General features: G+C 70.9%; 13 protein-coding genes. 4 read left to right on the forward strand and 9 right to left on the reverse strand.

The genetic code is table 11. The features are described from left to right. The first annotated feature begins 1014 nt into the window (after positions 1-1014). Positions 1015-2820, forward strand: a complete 1806-nt coding sequence (locus J7E93_RS33955; RefSeq protein WP_215073888.1) for an NHL domain-containing thioredoxin family protein — start codon at positions 1015-1017, stop codon at positions 2818-2820. Here J7E93_RS33955 and J7E93_RS33960 read toward each other — a convergent pair. The 7 genes from J7E93_RS33960 to J7E93_RS33990 all read right to left on the reverse strand — a co-directional run bounded on the left by J7E93_RS33960 (position 2817) and on the right by J7E93_RS33990 (position 9945). Next, on the reverse strand, positions 2817-3161 hold the full coding sequence (locus tag J7E93_RS33960; RefSeq protein ID WP_215073889.1) for a hypothetical protein: 345 nt from the start codon (positions 3159-3161) through the stop codon (positions 2817-2819). The genes J7E93_RS33955 and J7E93_RS33960 overlap by 4 nt on opposite strands. A 57-nt stretch (positions 3162-3218) precedes the next feature. Then, positions 3219-3446: a DUF6458 family protein gene (locus tag J7E93_RS33965; RefSeq protein ID WP_215073890.1), complete on the reverse strand. Its 228-nt coding sequence runs from the start codon at positions 3444-3446 to the stop codon at positions 3219-3221. Between the two features lie 53 nt (positions 3447-3499). Then, positions 3500-4804 carry a M18 family aminopeptidase gene (locus J7E93_RS33970; RefSeq protein ID WP_215073891.1) on the reverse strand — a complete coding sequence of 435 codons (1305 nt, stop codon included), beginning with the start codon at positions 4802-4804 and terminating at the stop codon, positions 3500-3502. A 108-nt stretch (positions 4805-4912) separates the two neighbouring features. Further along, positions 4913-6739: an acyl-CoA dehydrogenase gene (locus J7E93_RS33975; protein ID WP_215073892.1), complete on the reverse strand. Its 1827-nt coding sequence runs from the start codon at positions 6737-6739 to the stop codon at positions 4913-4915. A 297-nt stretch (positions 6740-7036) separates the two neighbouring features. Beyond that, positions 7037-7591 carry a hypothetical protein gene (locus J7E93_RS33980; RefSeq protein WP_215073893.1) on the reverse strand — a complete coding sequence of 185 codons (555 nt, stop codon included), beginning with the start codon at positions 7589-7591 and terminating at the stop codon, positions 7037-7039. Beyond that, a complete protein-coding gene (locus tag J7E93_RS33985; protein WP_215073894.1) occupies positions 7588-9495 on the reverse strand; it encodes an alpha/beta hydrolase in 1908 nt (635 codons plus the stop codon). Before J7E93_RS33985 ends, J7E93_RS33980 begins: the two co-directional genes overlap by 4 nt. 6 nt (positions 9496-9501) lie before the next feature. Next, entirely contained in the window at positions 9502-9945 is a 444-nt protein-coding gene (locus J7E93_RS33990) for a hypothetical protein (protein ID WP_215073895.1), read from the reverse strand. Positions 9946-10132: 187 nt separating this feature from the next. On the opposite strand from J7E93_RS33990, the gene J7E93_RS33995 reads away from it, so the two are divergent. From J7E93_RS33995 to J7E93_RS34005, 3 genes are all read left to right on the forward strand, one after another. Beyond that, entirely contained in the window at positions 10133-10630 is a 498-nt protein-coding gene (locus tag J7E93_RS33995; protein WP_215073896.1) for an SseB family protein, read from the forward strand. A gap of 114 nt (positions 10631-10744) precedes the next feature. Then, on the forward strand, positions 10745-11707 hold the full coding sequence (locus tag J7E93_RS34000) for a pirin family protein (RefSeq protein WP_215073897.1): 963 nt from the start codon (positions 10745-10747) through the stop codon (positions 11705-11707). Positions 11708-11841: 134 nt separating this feature from the next. After that, positions 11842-12942: an AI-2E family transporter gene (locus J7E93_RS34005; protein WP_215073898.1), complete on the forward strand. Its 1101-nt coding sequence runs from the start codon at positions 11842-11844 to the stop codon at positions 12940-12942. 127 nt (positions 12943-13069) lie between these two features. Here the strand turns inward: J7E93_RS34005 and J7E93_RS34010 are convergent, their stop codons facing one another. Together J7E93_RS34010 and J7E93_RS34015 are read right to left on the reverse strand one after the other, a co-directional pair. After that, positions 13070-13888: an MBL fold metallo-hydrolase gene (locus J7E93_RS34010; protein ID WP_215073899.1), complete on the reverse strand. Its 819-nt coding sequence runs from the start codon at positions 13886-13888 to the stop codon at positions 13070-13072. Positions 13889-13972: 84 nt separating this feature from the next. Next, on the reverse strand, positions 13973-14852 hold an 880-nt coding region (locus J7E93_RS34015), incomplete at its 5' end, for an ATP-binding SpoIIE family protein phosphatase (RefSeq protein WP_215073900.1).

A 14852-nucleotide genomic window follows, 5' to 3' on the forward strand; every position in this document is an offset into this window, starting at 1 on the left:
GGGCACGGCGGGAGCACCGGGAGCACCGGGCACGGCGGGCGCGCCAGGAGCACCGGGAGCGTTGGGCGCAACCCGAGTCCCTGGAGCACCCGGCACGCCGGGCGCACCCGGTGCCGCTGGAACACCAGGGACGCCGGGCGCACCCGGTGCCGCTGGAACACCAGGGACGCCGGGCGCACCCGGTGCCGCTGGAACACCCGGCACGCCGGGCGCACCCGGTGCCGCTGGAACACCAGGCGCACCGGCGGCCCCGGGAGCCGTCCCACTACCGGCGGCCTCGGGAACCCCTTGACCCTCCGTAGCTCCACCAGTTTCACCAGTTTCACCAGCCCCAGGAGCCCCGGGGCTCCCCTGCGCCTCCGTCCCGTCCACGCCGGTGTAGTCCGAGCGGGCGGTCGCCGTGAGCCGTTTCTGTAGCGAGGGAACGTCCCCGGACGCCTCCACCGTGCCCCCGTGGTACCCCGCCTCGGCACGGAACCGGGCGGTGCACACGAGGGAGCCGAGCGCGACCAGCGGCCCGGCGGGACAGTGCACGGTCACCCCCGGATCGCTCACCCGGACCCCGTACACATGCGCCTCCCCGCTGTTCACCAGCAGGTATCGCTTCACCACGAGGTCTCCGGCCCGCACGAGCGGTGGCGAGGAGCCGCTCGTGCCCGTTTCGAAGCTCACGGTGAGCCGCAGCGCACCGTCCCCCGTCCCGCCCGCGCGGGCCGCCGGAACGGCGGAGAGGACCGCCGCCCAGAGGGCCAGAAGCACGAGACCCGCATGCCGACGCCGCATGACACCTCGCACCCAGGAGACGAAGAGACGGAGAAAAATCGGATAATCATCCCGTCCATGGGGCCAGTCCCCAGGCACATGCCATGGGCAAGACACGCCGCCGCTCCCCTCCCGGCCGCCGATTTCACCCGTACGGCAGGCCGAAGGCATCGCAGCAGCTCCGCGCGGACCGCGGCAGCTCCGCTCGCCCGAGCTGATCGGGCGTTCATCGGCGGATGGCAAGCTTGAAGCATGAACGATGCAGCCCCGGCGCCCACCCCTGCGCCCGCGACCCGCCGTGCCCGTGTCCGTGCCCCCGAGCTGATCGGCAAGGGCGGATGGATCAACACCGGCGGGAAGGATCTGAAGCTCGCCGACCTCCGAGGCCGCACATTGATCCTGGATTTCTGGACGTTCTGCTGCATCAACTGCCTGCACGTCCTCGACGAGCTCCGCGAGCTCGAGGAGCAGCACCGGGACACCCTCGTGATCATCGGGGTCCACTCGCCCAAGTTCGTGCACGAGGCCGAGCACCAGGCCGTCGTCGACGCCGTCGAGCGGTACGAGGTGCACCACCCGGTGCTCGACGATCCGGAGCTCGCGACCTGGAAGCAGTACGCCGTACGGGCGTGGCCGACGCTCGTCGTCGTCGATCCCGAGGGGTACATCGTCGCCCAGCACGCGGGCGAGGGGCACGCCAACGCGATCCGCACCCTCGTCGAGGAGCTGGAGGCCGAACACGGCGCCAAGGGGACCCTGCGGCGCGGGGACGGGCCCTACGTGCCGCCGGAGCCGGTCGCGACCGATCTACGCTTCCCCGGCAAGGCGGTCGTCCTGCCCTCCGGCAACTACCTGGTCTCGGACACCACCCGGCACCAGCTCGTCGAGCTGGCGGCGGATGGCGAGACCGTGGTCCGCCGCATCGGCGACGGGGATTTCCGTGAGCCGCAGGGGCTCGCGCTGCTTCCCGACGGGAAGGTCGTCGTCGCCGACACCGTCCACCACGCGCTGCGCACCTTCGACCCGGCCACCGGCGCGATCGAGCTGATCGCCGGCACCGGGAAGCAGTGGTGGCAGGGCTCGCCCACCTCCGGGCCGGCGCTCGACGTCGACCTCTCCTCGCCGTGGGACGTCGCCTGGTGGCAGGGGAAGGTCTGGATCGCCATGGCCGGTGTCCACCAGCTGTGGACGTACGACCCGGAGACGGCGACGGTCGAGGTCGCGGCCGGCACCACCAACGAGGGCCTGCTCGACGGGCGGGCGGCGGAGGCGTGGTTCGCGCAGCCGTCCGGGCTCGCCGCCACCGAGGACCGGCTGTGGATCGCCGACTCCGAGACCAGCGCCCTGCGCTGGATCGACACCGAGGGCACCGTCCACACCGCGGTCGGCACCGGACTGTTCGACTTCGGTCACCGGGACGGCGCCGCGGCCCAGGCGCTGCTCCAGCACCCGCTGGGCGTCACCGCCCTGCCCGACGGGTCCGTCGCTGTGAGCGACACGTACAACCACGCCCTGCGCCGTTTCGACCCGGCCACCGGTGAGGTCACCACGCTGGCGACCGATCTGCGCGAGCCGAGCGACGCCGTGCTGGTCGGGGACGACATCGTCGTCGTCGAGTCCGCCCGGCACCGGCTGACCCGGCTGCGGCTGCCCGAGGAGGCCGTCCAGGTCGAGTCGGTCGCGCACCGCACGCAGCGCGAGGCCACCGAGGTGGCGCCCGGCCGGCTCCGTCTCGATGTCGTCTTCCAGGCGCCGACGGGTCAGAAGCTGGACGAGCGGTACGGCCCCTCGACCCGGTTGCTGGTCTCCTCGACCCCGCCCGGGCTGCTGGTCGCCGGGGAGGGCACGGGCACGGACCTCTTCCGCGAGCTGGAGCTCGACCCGTCGGTCACCGAGGGCGTGCTGCACGTCTCGGCGATGGCGGCGTCCTGCGACGACGACCCGGCGAATGAGTACCCGGCCTGCCATGTCCACCAGCAGGACTGGGGCGTTCCGGTGAAGGTGACGGAGGGCGGGGCTACCCGGCTGCCGCTGATCCTCGCCGGGCTGGACGCCTAACGGACCATCCCCTGGTTCCTGGACGGGCGGCCCGCCGCTCCGTCCAGGCAGCCGGACACCCATGCCGCCGGGTCGTGGACGGCGCGGTCGCCGCCCATTCCGCGTCGCTCCATGGCGGCGCACTCCCCGGCCAGCAGGGCGCGGGTCCGTTCGCCGTCCTGGTCGTACTTCCGGATGCGGACGGCCTGGACGTAGCCGCCTTCGTAGGCGATGTCCGTTCCCCAGGGCGGGCGTTCGGCGTATCGGGCGATGACGGCTCCGGCCGCTGTCGTGCCGAGCACCACGGCGGCGGTGAGACCGGCGATGAACTGCCTGCGGGAAGGCCCCTCTTGACGCACCATGAGACGCAAGGTGCCAGGAGGGGCCTTTCGCGGATGTTTCGCGACGGTGCTGTGCTGTCAGTAGCCGCGGTCGCGGCGGTCGTCGTCCACCACCGTGGGGGCGACCGGTGGGACGACGGCCCGTCGGCGCCGCGCGATGCTCGTGAAGGTCGCCGTGCCGATGAGACCGACCGCCATCATGATCAGTCCCACCAGGTCGAGGTTGACGCCGTCGAGCTCCCAGTCCGTGGCGAACGTGAGGATCGCGCCCACGGCGATGAGGATGATGCAGCCTCCCAGGCCCATGAATCCCGCCTCCTAGTGGGGTAGTCGGGATCGGGTACCCGGGGTGGCGGCCTCTATCCCTCCAGGAACGCCACCAGCGCGTTCGCGAGGAGGAACGGGTCGTCCGCGCCGCACAGTTCGCGGGCGCTGTGCATGGAGAGGATCGCGATGCCGATGTCGACGGTCGTGATGCCGTGGCGGGCGGCGGTGATCGGGCCGATCGTGGTGCCGCAGGGCATGTCGTTGTTGGAGACGAACGTCTGCCACGGCACGCCGGCCTTCTCGCAGACCGCGGCGAACAGGGCCCGGCCGCTGCCGTCGGTGGCGTACCGCTGGTTGACGTTCACCTTGAGGACGGGGCCGCCGTTGGCGCGGGGGTGGTGCGTCGGGTCGTGGCGCTCCGCGTAGTTGGGGTGGACGGCGTGGCCGGTGTCGGAGGAGAGGCAGACCGTGCCGGCGAAGGCGCGGGCCTTGTCCTCGTACGCGCCGCCGCGGGCGAAGACGGAGCGCTCCAGGACCGAGCCGAGCAGCGGGCCCTGGGCGCCGGTGTCGGACTCGGAGCCGTTCTCCTCGTGGTCGAAGGCGGCGAGGACCGGGATGTACGTGAGGTCGGGCCTGTTGGAGACGGCGGCGAGGGCGGCCACGCCCGCGTGCACGGAGATCAGGTTGTCCATCCGGGGGCCGGCGAGGAGTTCGCGGTCGCGTCCCAGGTAGGCGGGGGCCTCGATGGCGTGGACCATCAGGTCCCAGCCGGTCACGTCCTCGGCGTCCACGCCGGCTTCCTCGGCGACGAAGGAGATCAGGTCGCCCTCGTGCACGTCGCCCAGGCCCCAGATCGGCTGCATGTGGCGCTGCCGGTCGAGCTTGAGGCCCTCGTTGGCCTGGCGGTCGAGGTGGACGGCGAGCTGCGGGACGCGCAGGACGGCCCGGTCGACGTTCACCAGGTGGTTGCTGCCGTCCCGCAGGGTGAGCCGGCCGGCGAGGCCGAGGTCGCGGTCGAGCCAGGTGTTGAGCAGCGTTCCGCCGTAGAGCTCGACGGCCACCTGGCGCCAGCCCTGCGCGCCCATGTCGGGCTGGGGCTTGACCCGCAGGTTGGGGGAGTCGGTGTGGGCGCCGATGATCCGGTACGGGGTGTGGGGGGCGGCGCCCTCCGGTACGTACCAGGCGATGATCGCGCCCCCGCGGATCACGTACTTCCCGCCGGTGGACGCATCCCAGGCAGCGGTCTCCTCGACCTGCCGGAAGCCGGCCTTCTCCAGGCGCTCCGCGGTGTTCGCCACGGCGTGGTACGGCGAAGGGGAGGCCGCCAGGAAGGTCATGAGGTCATCGGTGTGGCCGCGGTCGAACGCCTGCGACGGGCGGGAGGGTGCGCTACTCATGCGTTCACCATACGCACGGTCCGAATGGCGTTGACGGGACCCCGGAAAACGGAACGGCCCGCCCCCCTCCCCGGGGACGAGCCGTTCCTGAATGGACGTGGACGCGTACTAGAACGCGGCCTCGTCCAGGTCCATCAGCGAGCCGTCGACGGCCTCGGCCAGCGCGCGCTCGGCGGAGACGCCCGGCAGGACGTTGGCGGCGAAGAACTTCGCGGCCGCGATCTTGCCGGCGTAGAACGCCTTGTCCTTGGCGGAGGCGGTCGGCAGCTTCTCGGCGGCGACGGCCGCACCCTTCAGCAGCAGGTAGCCGACGACGACGTCGCCGGAGGCCATCAGCAGGCGGGTGGTGTTGAGGCCGACCTTGTAGATGTTCTTGACGTCCTCGCCGGTGGCGGTGAGGTCGGTGAGCATCGCGCCGACGATGCCCTCCAGGTCCACGGCGGCCTTGGCCAGCGCGTCGCGGGCGCCGGCCAGCTCCTCGCCGCCGGTGCCGACCGCGAGGAACTTCTTGATCTCCTCGGCGAGCGCGTTCAGGGACGCGCCCTGGTCGCGGACGATCTTGCGGAAGAAGAAGTCCTGGCCCTGGATGGCCGTGGTGCCCTCGTAGAGGGTGTCGATCTTGGCGTCCCGGATGTACTGCTCGATCGGGTACTCCTGCAGGAAGCCGGAGCCGCCGAAGGTCTGGAGCGACTGCGCGAGCTGCTCGTAGCCCTTCTCGGAGCCGTAGCCCTTCACGATCGGGAGCAGCAGGTCGTTCAGGCCGTGCAGGGCCTTCGCGTCCTCGCCGGCCGCCTCCTTGAGCTGGATCGCGTCCTGCACGGTGGCCGTGTAGAGGACGAGGGAGCGCATGCCCTCGGCGTACGCCTTCTGCGTCATCAGCGAGCGGCGAACGTCGGGGTGGTGCGTGATGGTGACCTTGGGGGCGGCCTTGTCCATGAAGTTCGCCAGGTCGGTGCCCTGGACGCGCTCCTTGGCGTACTCGAGGGCGTTGAGGTAGCCCGTCGAGAGGGTGGAGATCGCCTTCGTGCCGACCATCATGCGGGCGAACTCGATGATGAGGAACATCTGGCGGATGCCGTCGTGCTTGTCGCCGATCAGCCAGCCCTTGGCGGGGTGCTGGTCGCCGAAGGTCATCTCGCAGGTGTTGGAGGCCTTGAGGCCCATCTTGTGCTCGACGTTGGTGGCGTAGACGCCGTTGCGCTCGCCCAGCTCGCCGGTCTCCCAGTCGAAGTGGTACTTCGGCACGAGGAAGAGGGAGAGGCCCTTGGTGCCGGGGCCGGCGCCCTCGGGGCGGGCGAGGACGTAGTGGAGGATGTTCTCCGACATGTCGTGTTCACCGGAGGTGATGAAGCGCTTCACGCCCTCGATGTGCCAGGAGCCGTCCTCCTGCTGGATGGCCTTGGTGCGGCCGGCGCCGACGTCCGAGCCCGCGTCGGGCTCGGTGAGGACCATGGTGGAGCCCCACTGCTTCTCGACGGCGATCTGCGCGATCTTCTTCTGCGCCTCGTTGCCCTCCTCGAAGAGGACGCCGGCGAACGCGGGGCCGGAGGAGTACATCCAGACGGCCGGGTTCGAGCCGAGCAGAAGCTCCGCGTAGGCCCAGATCAGGGAGCGCGGGGAGGTGGTGCCGCCGATCTCCTCCGGCAGGCCCAGGCGCCAGTACTCGGAGTCCATGAAGGCCTGGTAGGACTTCCTGAAGGACGCGGGGACCGGGGCGGTGTTGGTCTCGGGGTCGAAGACCGGGGGGTTGCGGTCGGCGTCGGCGAACGACTCGGCGAGCTCGTTCTCGGCCAGGCGCTGGATCTCCTCCAGGACGCTCTTGGCGGTCTCGACGTCCATCTCCTCGAACGGACCGGTGCCGTACACCTTGTCGCGGCCGAGGACCTCGAAGAGGTTGAACTCGATGTCGCGGAGATTCGACTTGTAGTGCCCCATGGCGACGGCTCCGTAAGGATCGGGGAGGCAGGTTCCTCGTACACGTACCAGCAAGTAGCTAACGCTCTCACCGATGATGCTACCCGTCGGTAATAAGAAGCAACCCCTAGCGGGACATCTGTGACGTCAATCGCTGCCGCCGAGGGGCGGACCCTCCCGAAAACGGCCCGAAAACGGCCTGAGAGCGGGCCCGAGGCGGCCCAGGCACGGCCCTGGACGCGGTGCGAACGCGAACGCCCGCCTCGTCCGAGGCGGGCGTACCGTTCCTGTCCGGCCACGGCCGGTGACCGAGAGCTCTCAGTCACCGACCTCGTACGCCGGGTCGGTGTAGCAGGGCGAGGTGACAGAGACCGAGAGACTGTCCCGGGCCTCCTTCTCCCACTTCGAGGCGTCCTTGTACGTCGAGGGCAGCAGCAGCTCGACCGTCGCCGTGTGGTGGTCCTTCTCGTGCTCCACGTCCAGCTGGAGCTGCTTCGCCTCCGACTTCGCCGGCTCGAAGCGGACGACCTTCCACCCCTTGGCCGGCAGCTCCTTGTGGAGCTTGTCCATGGCCTGCTTCAGGGCGTCGGCGGTCGGGGCGTACATCGACCAGAAGTGGCGCACCCGGAAGCCGTGGTCCACGCCGTCGCAGGGGGCGGCGTCGGGGGCTCCGTTGTTCGCCTCGACCAGACCGGCCGTGTCGTAGATCGTGCTCGACTGCGCGCGGACCAGGTCCTTGGCCGCGGCGACCTTCATCTGCTGCGGCTCGTAGGGCAGGCCGCCGTCGTTGCTCATCGTCGTGCATCCCGTCGCGAGGAGAAGGGCCGTGGCGGTCAGGGCTCCGCCGAGTCGTGCGGTGGTACGGCGGCTCATTGCCCGGTCACTTCCTTGTACCGGCCCGTGACGACGCGGGCCTGGTTGTTGAGGCTCTCGGTCCCGTTGTCCCAGTAGCCACTGTGCCCCCGCGAGCCGTCCGTGGCCACGATGTGCGCGCCGAAGTCGGGGTTGGTCGGAGTCAGCGGCTTGACGACACTCGCGCCGTCCCCGTCCATCCACGACGGGAGGACGTCGATGTCGACCTTCTTCGGCGCGTGGCCCCAGCCGCCGAGGTCGGGCACCGGGTCGCTGGTGACGAAGGGGATGTTGAAGCCGCCGTACTTGCCGTCGGTGACGCCGCCGGGCAGGTGCAGCCCCTTGAGGTACGGGTCGCTGTCGGCCTCCGCGGCGTAGACGTGCCCCTTGGGCACGTCCAGGTCGGTGGCGCTGCCGACCTGCATGCCGGGGCTGCCCGCGACGAAGATGTCGTCGGCGTCCAGGTGGCCCTGGCGTGCGGCCGAGCCGATGACCGTGCTGCCGTAGCTGTGGCCGGTCACGGTCAGGTGGTCGCGGCCGCCCTCGTGCGAGGCGCGCAGTCCGTCGACGAAGCTGTTCAGCTTGGGGGCGCCGTCGTCGGCGTAGTGGCTGAACGGCGCGTCCTTGACGATGCTCTGCGGCGCGTCGTAGCCGAGCCAGGTGATCGTCGAGACGCTCTGCCCGTTCGCCAGGTTGTCGCTGGCGCGCCAGAGGGTCTCCATGCGCTTGATGTCGCCGCCGATGCCCTCCAGGTTGGAGGTGGTGCCCGGCACGTACATCGCCGTGTGGGTGGCGGTGTCCGGGTTGCCGTTGGCGACGATCGCGTGGCCGTTGCCCTTGGTGTCGAAGCCGAGGAGGTAGGCCTCGGGAAGCGGCTTCTCGCCGGGCCGCTCGGCCTGGCCGGTGCGGTCGAAGCGGTCCTGGATGGAGTTCATGCCCTTCAGGTCCGCCTCCAGTTCCTTCTTGCGGTCGCCGTACTTCTCGTCCCACTCGCGCCACGCGGGGTTCTTGATGACCGCCGGGTACTGGCCGCTGGGGTTCTGGATGTACTCCTGCGGCTGCTTCGGGATGGCGTTCAGGTCCAGCTGGACCTGGGCGCGGGTCTCGGCGAGGACCATCCGGTTGGCGTCGTCGCGGACGGCGGAGGGGACGCCGTCCAGGGCCCCGATGGAGGCCGGGTAGAGCGTGGCGTACTCGTCACGCTGCTCCTGGGTGAGGCCGTTCCACCACTCGGCGTTCTCCTTGGGCGACTTGCCGTGCGGGATCTTGTCGTCGTCGGCGTACTTGCCGGCCGCGTCCTGGAGCGCCTTGGTGTCCTTGGCCGCGTCGGCGAGGGTGGCGTCGTCGACGGTGAGGCCGGGCGCCGCCTTGAGCTTGCGCAGGACGCCCGCGTACCGGCCGTCTATCTCGTTGGCCTCGCGGACGGCTTCGCCGATGCGCTCGGCGATGTCCTCGGCCTTGCCCTTGTTGGGGTCGGTGCTGCCGATGCCCTCGGCCTTGCCGGGCAGGTACGGGATGGGGGCGCCCTGCTGGGCGGTGCCGTTGCCCGGCGCGAGGACGTTCGACTGGGTGGGGTACTCCACCGAACCGTCGGGCTTCACCGTGAACTTGAGGTTCTCGGCGTCCTCGAGGGCCTGCTTCAGCTTCTTCTGCGGGGCGGCGAGCTCGGAGGCCAGGGCGTTGAGCGCGGTACGGATCAGGCCGCACTCGGAGTGCAGGTACTGGTAGTTGCGGCTCAGCTGCTGGACGTCGCCGGCCGCCCGGGTGGCCGTCTCGCCCTTCTGGGTGTCGTGGATCCTGGCGAACATGCCGTTGTCCACACGGTCCTTGTCGGCGTTGGCGCGGGAGCTGACCTTGCCCCAGCCGTCCGCCGCGTCGGTGTACTCGTTCAGCTTCACGTCGCGCAGTTGCTGCCAGGTGGGCATGGGGGATCAGTTCCCCTTCTTCTGCGCCGGGACCGGTGCCTCGGCGGCGATCTTGCGCTTGGTGTCGGCCTCGCGCTCGCCGAAGTCGCGGCCGGCGCTCTTCAGCGCCGCTTCGAGGCGGCCGCACTCGTCGCGGACGGCGGTGAGCCGGGTCTTCCAGGTGCCGAGGATCTCGGTGAGGGCGGCGGAGGAGTCGAATCCGGCGGTTGCGCCTGTGACGCCGTCGTTCGCGGTGTCGAGGTCGGTGAGCGAGGTGCCGGTGCTGGTCCGCAGCTCGCCGGCGGTGTTGCCCGCCTTGTGCCAGGGGCCCTCGTCGGCCTTGAGATTCGGATCGCCGCTGCCGCCCCCGCCGTCGGGGGCCGGGAGGCCCGCCAGATTCATCGAGACAGGCTGGTGTCCGGGCTGTGCGGTCTCGCCGAACAGCTCGTCCCATTTGGCGTTCAGTGCCATGTTCCACCCCCGTGGCGGCCGGATTGCTCACGCGAACCTAGCAAGAGATGGAGGGCGATGCGAAGAACAGTGCGAAGAGCACGTTCCTGGGCCGCGCCGCAGGCCGAGGGGCCCGGGGTCCTGTGGGGTCCGTCTCGCCCCGCCGTACCCGCCCTGCGGGCGTCGCCCGCTCGATAGGCTGGGGGCCATGTACGGATACGGCCAGCACACGGACGGCAGCGCCGCCCAGCAGCAGTACGCCCCGCCGCAGCAGCAGCCGATGCAGGGCGGAATGCAGGGTGGCATGCAGGGCGGGTACGGGCAGCAGCCGCTGTACCCGGAGCCGTCGCCGCCCTCGCTCGCCGACGCCGTACGGGCCTTCACGACCGGTTCCATGGCCGCCGAGGACTTCCAGCAGATCTTCGCGACGTCGAAGGTCTACTGCCCCCGTGGTGACAACCCCGGCTTCCTGGCCCTGCACAACACCCAGCAGCCGGTGATCCCGATGTTCACCTCGCTGAAGGAGCTGCGGCGGTACGCGGGCAAGGAGTCGAAGTACTTCGTGATCACCGGGGCCGAGGTGATCGACCTGCTCCCGACCGGCTACGGCTTCGTCCTCGACATGGAGGGCGACCACCGGATGGTCTTCGACGCGAAGGCCGTGGAACAGATGGTCGACTTCGCGATGCGGCGGATGTACGGCTGACACAGGCTGGAGAGATGGGAGAGCGCCCGGGAGGAATTCCTCCCGGGCGTTCCGTGTTCCGGGTGGCAGGAAGTTCATTGTTCAACTAAACTGGTCGCACAAGGAGGTCCCGCCATGCCCGCTGTGACTGTCGAGAACCCGCTCACCCTGCCGCGCGTCGCCGCCCCGGCCGACGCCGTCTCCCGCCCCGTGCTCGCCGTGACCACGGCACCTTCCGGCTTCGAGGGCGAGGGCTTCCCGGTGCGCCGCGCGTTCGCCGGGATCAACTACCAGTACCTCGACCCGTTCATCATGATGGACCAGATGGGGGAGGTGGAGTACGCCCCGGGAGAGCCCAAGGGAACCCCCTGGCACCCCCACCGCGGCTTCGAGACCGTCACGTACATCATCGACGGCGTCTTCGACCACCAGGACTCCAACGGCGGTGGCGGCACCATCACCAACGGCGACACCCAGTGGATGACCGCCGGCTCCGGACTGCTCCACATCGAGGCCCCGCCGGAGTCCCTCGTCGTGAGCGGCGGACTCTTCCACGGGCTCCAGCTGTGGGTGAACCTGCCCGCCGCCGACAAGATGATGGCCCCGCGCTACCAGGACATCCGCGGCGGCCAGGTCCAGCTGCTGACCTCGCCCGACGGCGGCGCGCTGCTGCGTGTCATCGCGGGCGACCTCGACGGCCACCCCGGACCCGGCATCACGCACACCCCGATCACGATGATCCACGCGACCGTCCGGCCGGGCGCCGAGGTGACCCTGCCCTGGCGCGAGGACTTCAACGGACTCGTCTACGTCCTCGCGGGCCGCGGCTCCGTCGGCGCCGAGCGCCGGCCCGTCCACATGGGCCAGACAGCGGTCTTCGGCAAGGGCGGCGCGCTGACGGTCCGCGCGGACGAGAAGCAGGACGGGCACACGCCCGACCTGGAGGTCGTCGTGCTCGGCGGGCAGCCGATCCGCGAGCCGATGGCGCACTACGGTCCGTTCGTGATGAACAGCCAGGCCGAGCTGCGCCAGGCGTTCGAGGACTTCCAGGCGGGCCGTCTCGGGACGATCCCGGCGGTCCACGGCATGGGTGAATAGCCCACTCGCCGACGCGGGCGCGCCTCCCGGGACTCCACCCCCGGAAGGCGCGCCCGCGTCGTTTCTGACGCGCCGTCACCCGTGCGGACCCTTAGCGCAGGACGACACGCCGACGGCCGTGGTCGCCTGGCACCGTGCAGACGCAGAGGCAGCCGCAGCCACCCCCACCGCCCTCGGGACCGCTCCTTCCGGAAGCGGCCCGACGGGTCGTCGCCTGGTGCGTCGTCGTGCTGCTGCCGGCCGGGGTCGCCGCCGTCGGCATCTGGCTGTGCGTCGTGCTCAAGACGGCCGTCACCCCCGTGCTGCTCGCCCTCCTCGGCACCGCGCTCCTCGGGCCCCTCCACCGGCGCCTGCTGCGCATGAAGGTGCAGAGATCCCTCGCCGCCGCGATCACCGTCGTCGCGGTCGTCGCCGTCGTCGGCGGCGCCACCTACATCGTCGTCAGCGCGCTGATCGAGACCGGCGACCAGATCATCGCCTCGCTGCGCCAGGCCGCCGACGACCTCACCGCGCACCTCGGCGCGGCCGGGACCTCCCTCGACGACCTCGCGAAGAACTCCAGAGAACTCCTGCAGAAGTTCGGCGGTACGGCCGCCTCCGGCGTGATCAGCGGCCTCAGCGTCGTCGGGCAGATGCTCGCCACCGCCGTGCTCGCGATGTTCCTGATCTTCTTCTTCCTCCGGGACTCCGACAGGGCCGTCGGCGCCCTGCGCTCCCTCGCCCCGCGCTCCACCGGCGACACGGTCGAGGCGATCGGCCGCCGCGCCTTCGAGGCGGTCGAGGGCTTCATGCGCGGCACCACCTTCATCGCCCTGATCGACGCGCTCCTCATCACCGTCGGGCTGCTGATCCTGCGCGTACCCGGGGCCGTGGGGCTCGGCGCGCTCGTCTTCGTCGGCGCCTACATCCCGTACCTCGGCGCCTTCATCTCCGGGGCCGTCGCCGTCCTCGTCGCCCTCGCCGACCGGGGGGTCGTCATCGCACTGTGGGCGCTCGGGGTCGTCCTGGCCGTCCAGGTCATCGAGGGACACCTGCTCCAGCCGGTGATCCAGAGCCGGACCGTACAGATGCACCCGGCCGTGGTGATGCTGGCGATCACGGCCGGGGCGTCCGTCGCGGGAATCCTGGGCATGCTGCTCGCCGTACCGCTGACGGCGGCGGCGTTCGGGGTGGTCGGGGAGTTGCGGGGCCGGTACGGGGACCACGCCGAGGAGGCCCCCCGGAAGGAGCCCTGACGGGTTCGCACCCGGGCTCTCCGCCGGGCTCTCCGAGATGGGCCTTTTCGACGGGCGCTCCGTGACGGGCCTTTTCGACGGGCGCTCCGTGACGGGCCCCGGGCCCCCCGCTCAGGTCGCGGTCCGCTCAGGTCGCGGTCGGGATCCCGCCGGGCTCGAAGGCCTTCAGCATCGCTTCCAGGGCCGCCTGGTCCGGGCCCACGAACGGGTCCGCGTCCGGCGCCGTCCGTACGGTGTCGATCATCGTGTCGGTCAGCCGGACGGCCGGCGGCAGGTGCGTGGAGAGTACGATCTCCGGCGCCATCTCCCGCAGCGGTTCGACCGTGGCGTGGTACTTCTCCCGGTCCACCAGGTGCACCCACGGGCTGTCCACGCTCGCCCACAGCAGCTGGGCGACCCGCAGCTCCTCGGGTTTGAGGTCGCTCGCGTGCCCGCTCTCCGCCAGCTCCGCGCTGGGCATCGGCCCGCCGAAGCAGTCGGAGGTGAAGCAGATCCTGGTTCTGTCGTCGTAGAAGCCCACAGTCGCCGGACTGTCGTAGAGCGGTGGCCGGAAGGCGTGCAGGGAACGGTCGCCGACGTCGAGGGACTGCCCGGGGTTGAGGAAGTAGACCCGGTCCATGGGCAGCGCGCGCTCGGTGGTCATGATCCCGGCGCCGAGGAAGGTGGTCACGACCCGGGCCTCGGGCGCGGCGACGAGGAGGTCGAAGATCCCGCCGGTGTGGTCCCGGTCCGGGTGTGTGAGCCAGATCCAGCGGATGTCTGACGGGTCGACGACCGTGCTGAGTGTGGCGAGGAAGTCCCGGTCGGAGAGGGAGAGTCCGGTGTCGACGACGACCGGCTCCTTGGCGGTGAGGACGTAGGCGTTGACGGGGATGTGGCCGATCCCCGGTATTTCGAGGCTGTCGGCCAGGACGGTGGTGTCGCTCCCGACCTTGTGGGTGTCCATGGCAAGCTCCGTGGTCCCCCCTGCGGCCGTACGAGACCAGTCTCCTCCCCAAGTGCCCGCCTCGCCCGACCTACGCGCCGCCGCCTACGCGCAGCAGCCCTCCCCCGACGGCGGCTCGTTCAGCTCGAACCAGATCGACTTGCCCTCGCCCCGCGGGTCCACGCCCCACGCGTGCGCCAGCATCTCCATCAGCACGAGGCCGCGGCCCGAGGACGCCATCTCGCCCGGGTGCCGCTTGTGCGGCAGCTCGTCGCTGCCGTCGGAGACCTCCACCCGCAGCCGCCGCGCGTGGTCGTCGCAGGTCACCGAGGCGATCAGGAGCGCGTCGCCGTCCGTGTGGATGAGGACGTTGGTGAGCATCTCGGAGACCATCAGCACCGCCGAGTCGACCTGGTCCTCGTCCGCCCAGTCGTGCAGCAGCTGGCGCAGGTGCCGGCGGGCGGCCGCGATCCGCTCCGGCTCCGCCTGGGCGACGGTCATCATGGTGCGGCGCGGGGCCTGACGGACGGCCGGGCCCTGGCGGGAGAGGAGCAGGAGGGCGATGTCGTCCTCGCGGCGGTCGGCGAGCGGGCCGGTCGTGTGGTGCGAACCGGGGCCGTGGACGGCCTCGACGAGTCCGTCGGCAAGCTCCTCCAGGGACAACCCGTCGTGGCCTTCCAGCAGCTTACGGACGCGTTCCCAGCCGCTGTCGAGGTCGTGGCCGCCGGTCTCCAGGAGCCCGTCGGTGCACATCATCAGGGTCTCGCCGGGCTCCAGGGTGAACCGGGTCGTGGGGTAGTCGGTGTCCGGGACGATGCCGAGGGGCAGTCCGCCCGCGGTGGGTCGGAGGAGAACCGTTCCGTCGGTCATCCGGACCGCCGGGTCGGGGTGTCCGGCCCGGGCGATGTCGACGACGCCGGTGACCGGGTCGATCTCCAGATAGAGGCAGGTGGCGAAGCGGTGTCCGCCGTCCGGCGCGCCGCCG

It is taken from the genome of Streptomyces sp. ISL-36, from assembly GCF_018614205.1.
Lineage (GTDB): Bacteria > Actinomycetota > Actinomycetes > Streptomycetales > Streptomycetaceae > Streptomyces.

Excerpts from the sequence above, each read along its gene's own strand:
- J7E93_RS33955 (WP_215073888.1), top strand. The coding sequence starts at position 1,015 with ATGAACGATGCAGCCCCGGCGCCCACCCCTGCGCCCGCGACCCGCCGT.
- J7E93_RS33960 (WP_215073889.1), bottom strand. The coding sequence starts at position 3,161 with ATGGTGCGTCAAGAGGGGCCTTCCCGCAGGCAGTTCATCGCCGGTCTC.
- J7E93_RS33965 (WP_215073890.1), bottom strand. The coding sequence starts at position 3,446 with ATGGGCCTGGGAGGCTGCATCATCCTCATCGCCGTGGGCGCGATCCTC.
- J7E93_RS33970 (WP_215073891.1), bottom strand. The coding sequence starts at position 4,804 with ATGAGTAGCGCACCCTCCCGCCCGTCGCAGGCGTTCGACCGCGGCCAC.
- J7E93_RS33975 (WP_215073892.1), bottom strand. The coding sequence starts at position 6,739 with ATGGGGCACTACAAGTCGAATCTCCGCGACATCGAGTTCAACCTCTTC.
- J7E93_RS33980 (WP_215073893.1), bottom strand. The coding sequence starts at position 7,591 with ATGAGCCGCCGTACCACCGCACGACTCGGCGGAGCCCTGACCGCCACG.
- J7E93_RS33985 (WP_215073894.1), bottom strand. The coding sequence starts at position 9,495 with ATGCCCACCTGGCAGCAACTGCGCGACGTGAAGCTGAACGAGTACACC.
- J7E93_RS33990 (WP_215073895.1), bottom strand. The coding sequence starts at position 9,945 with ATGGCACTGAACGCCAAATGGGACGAGCTGTTCGGCGAGACCGCACAG.
- J7E93_RS33995 (WP_215073896.1), top strand. The coding sequence starts at position 10,133 with ATGTACGGATACGGCCAGCACACGGACGGCAGCGCCGCCCAGCAGCAG.
- J7E93_RS34000 (WP_215073897.1), top strand. The coding sequence starts at position 10,745 with ATGCCCGCTGTGACTGTCGAGAACCCGCTCACCCTGCCGCGCGTCGCC.
- J7E93_RS34010 (WP_215073899.1), bottom strand. The coding sequence starts at position 13,888 with ATGGACACCCACAAGGTCGGGAGCGACACCACCGTCCTGGCCGACAGC.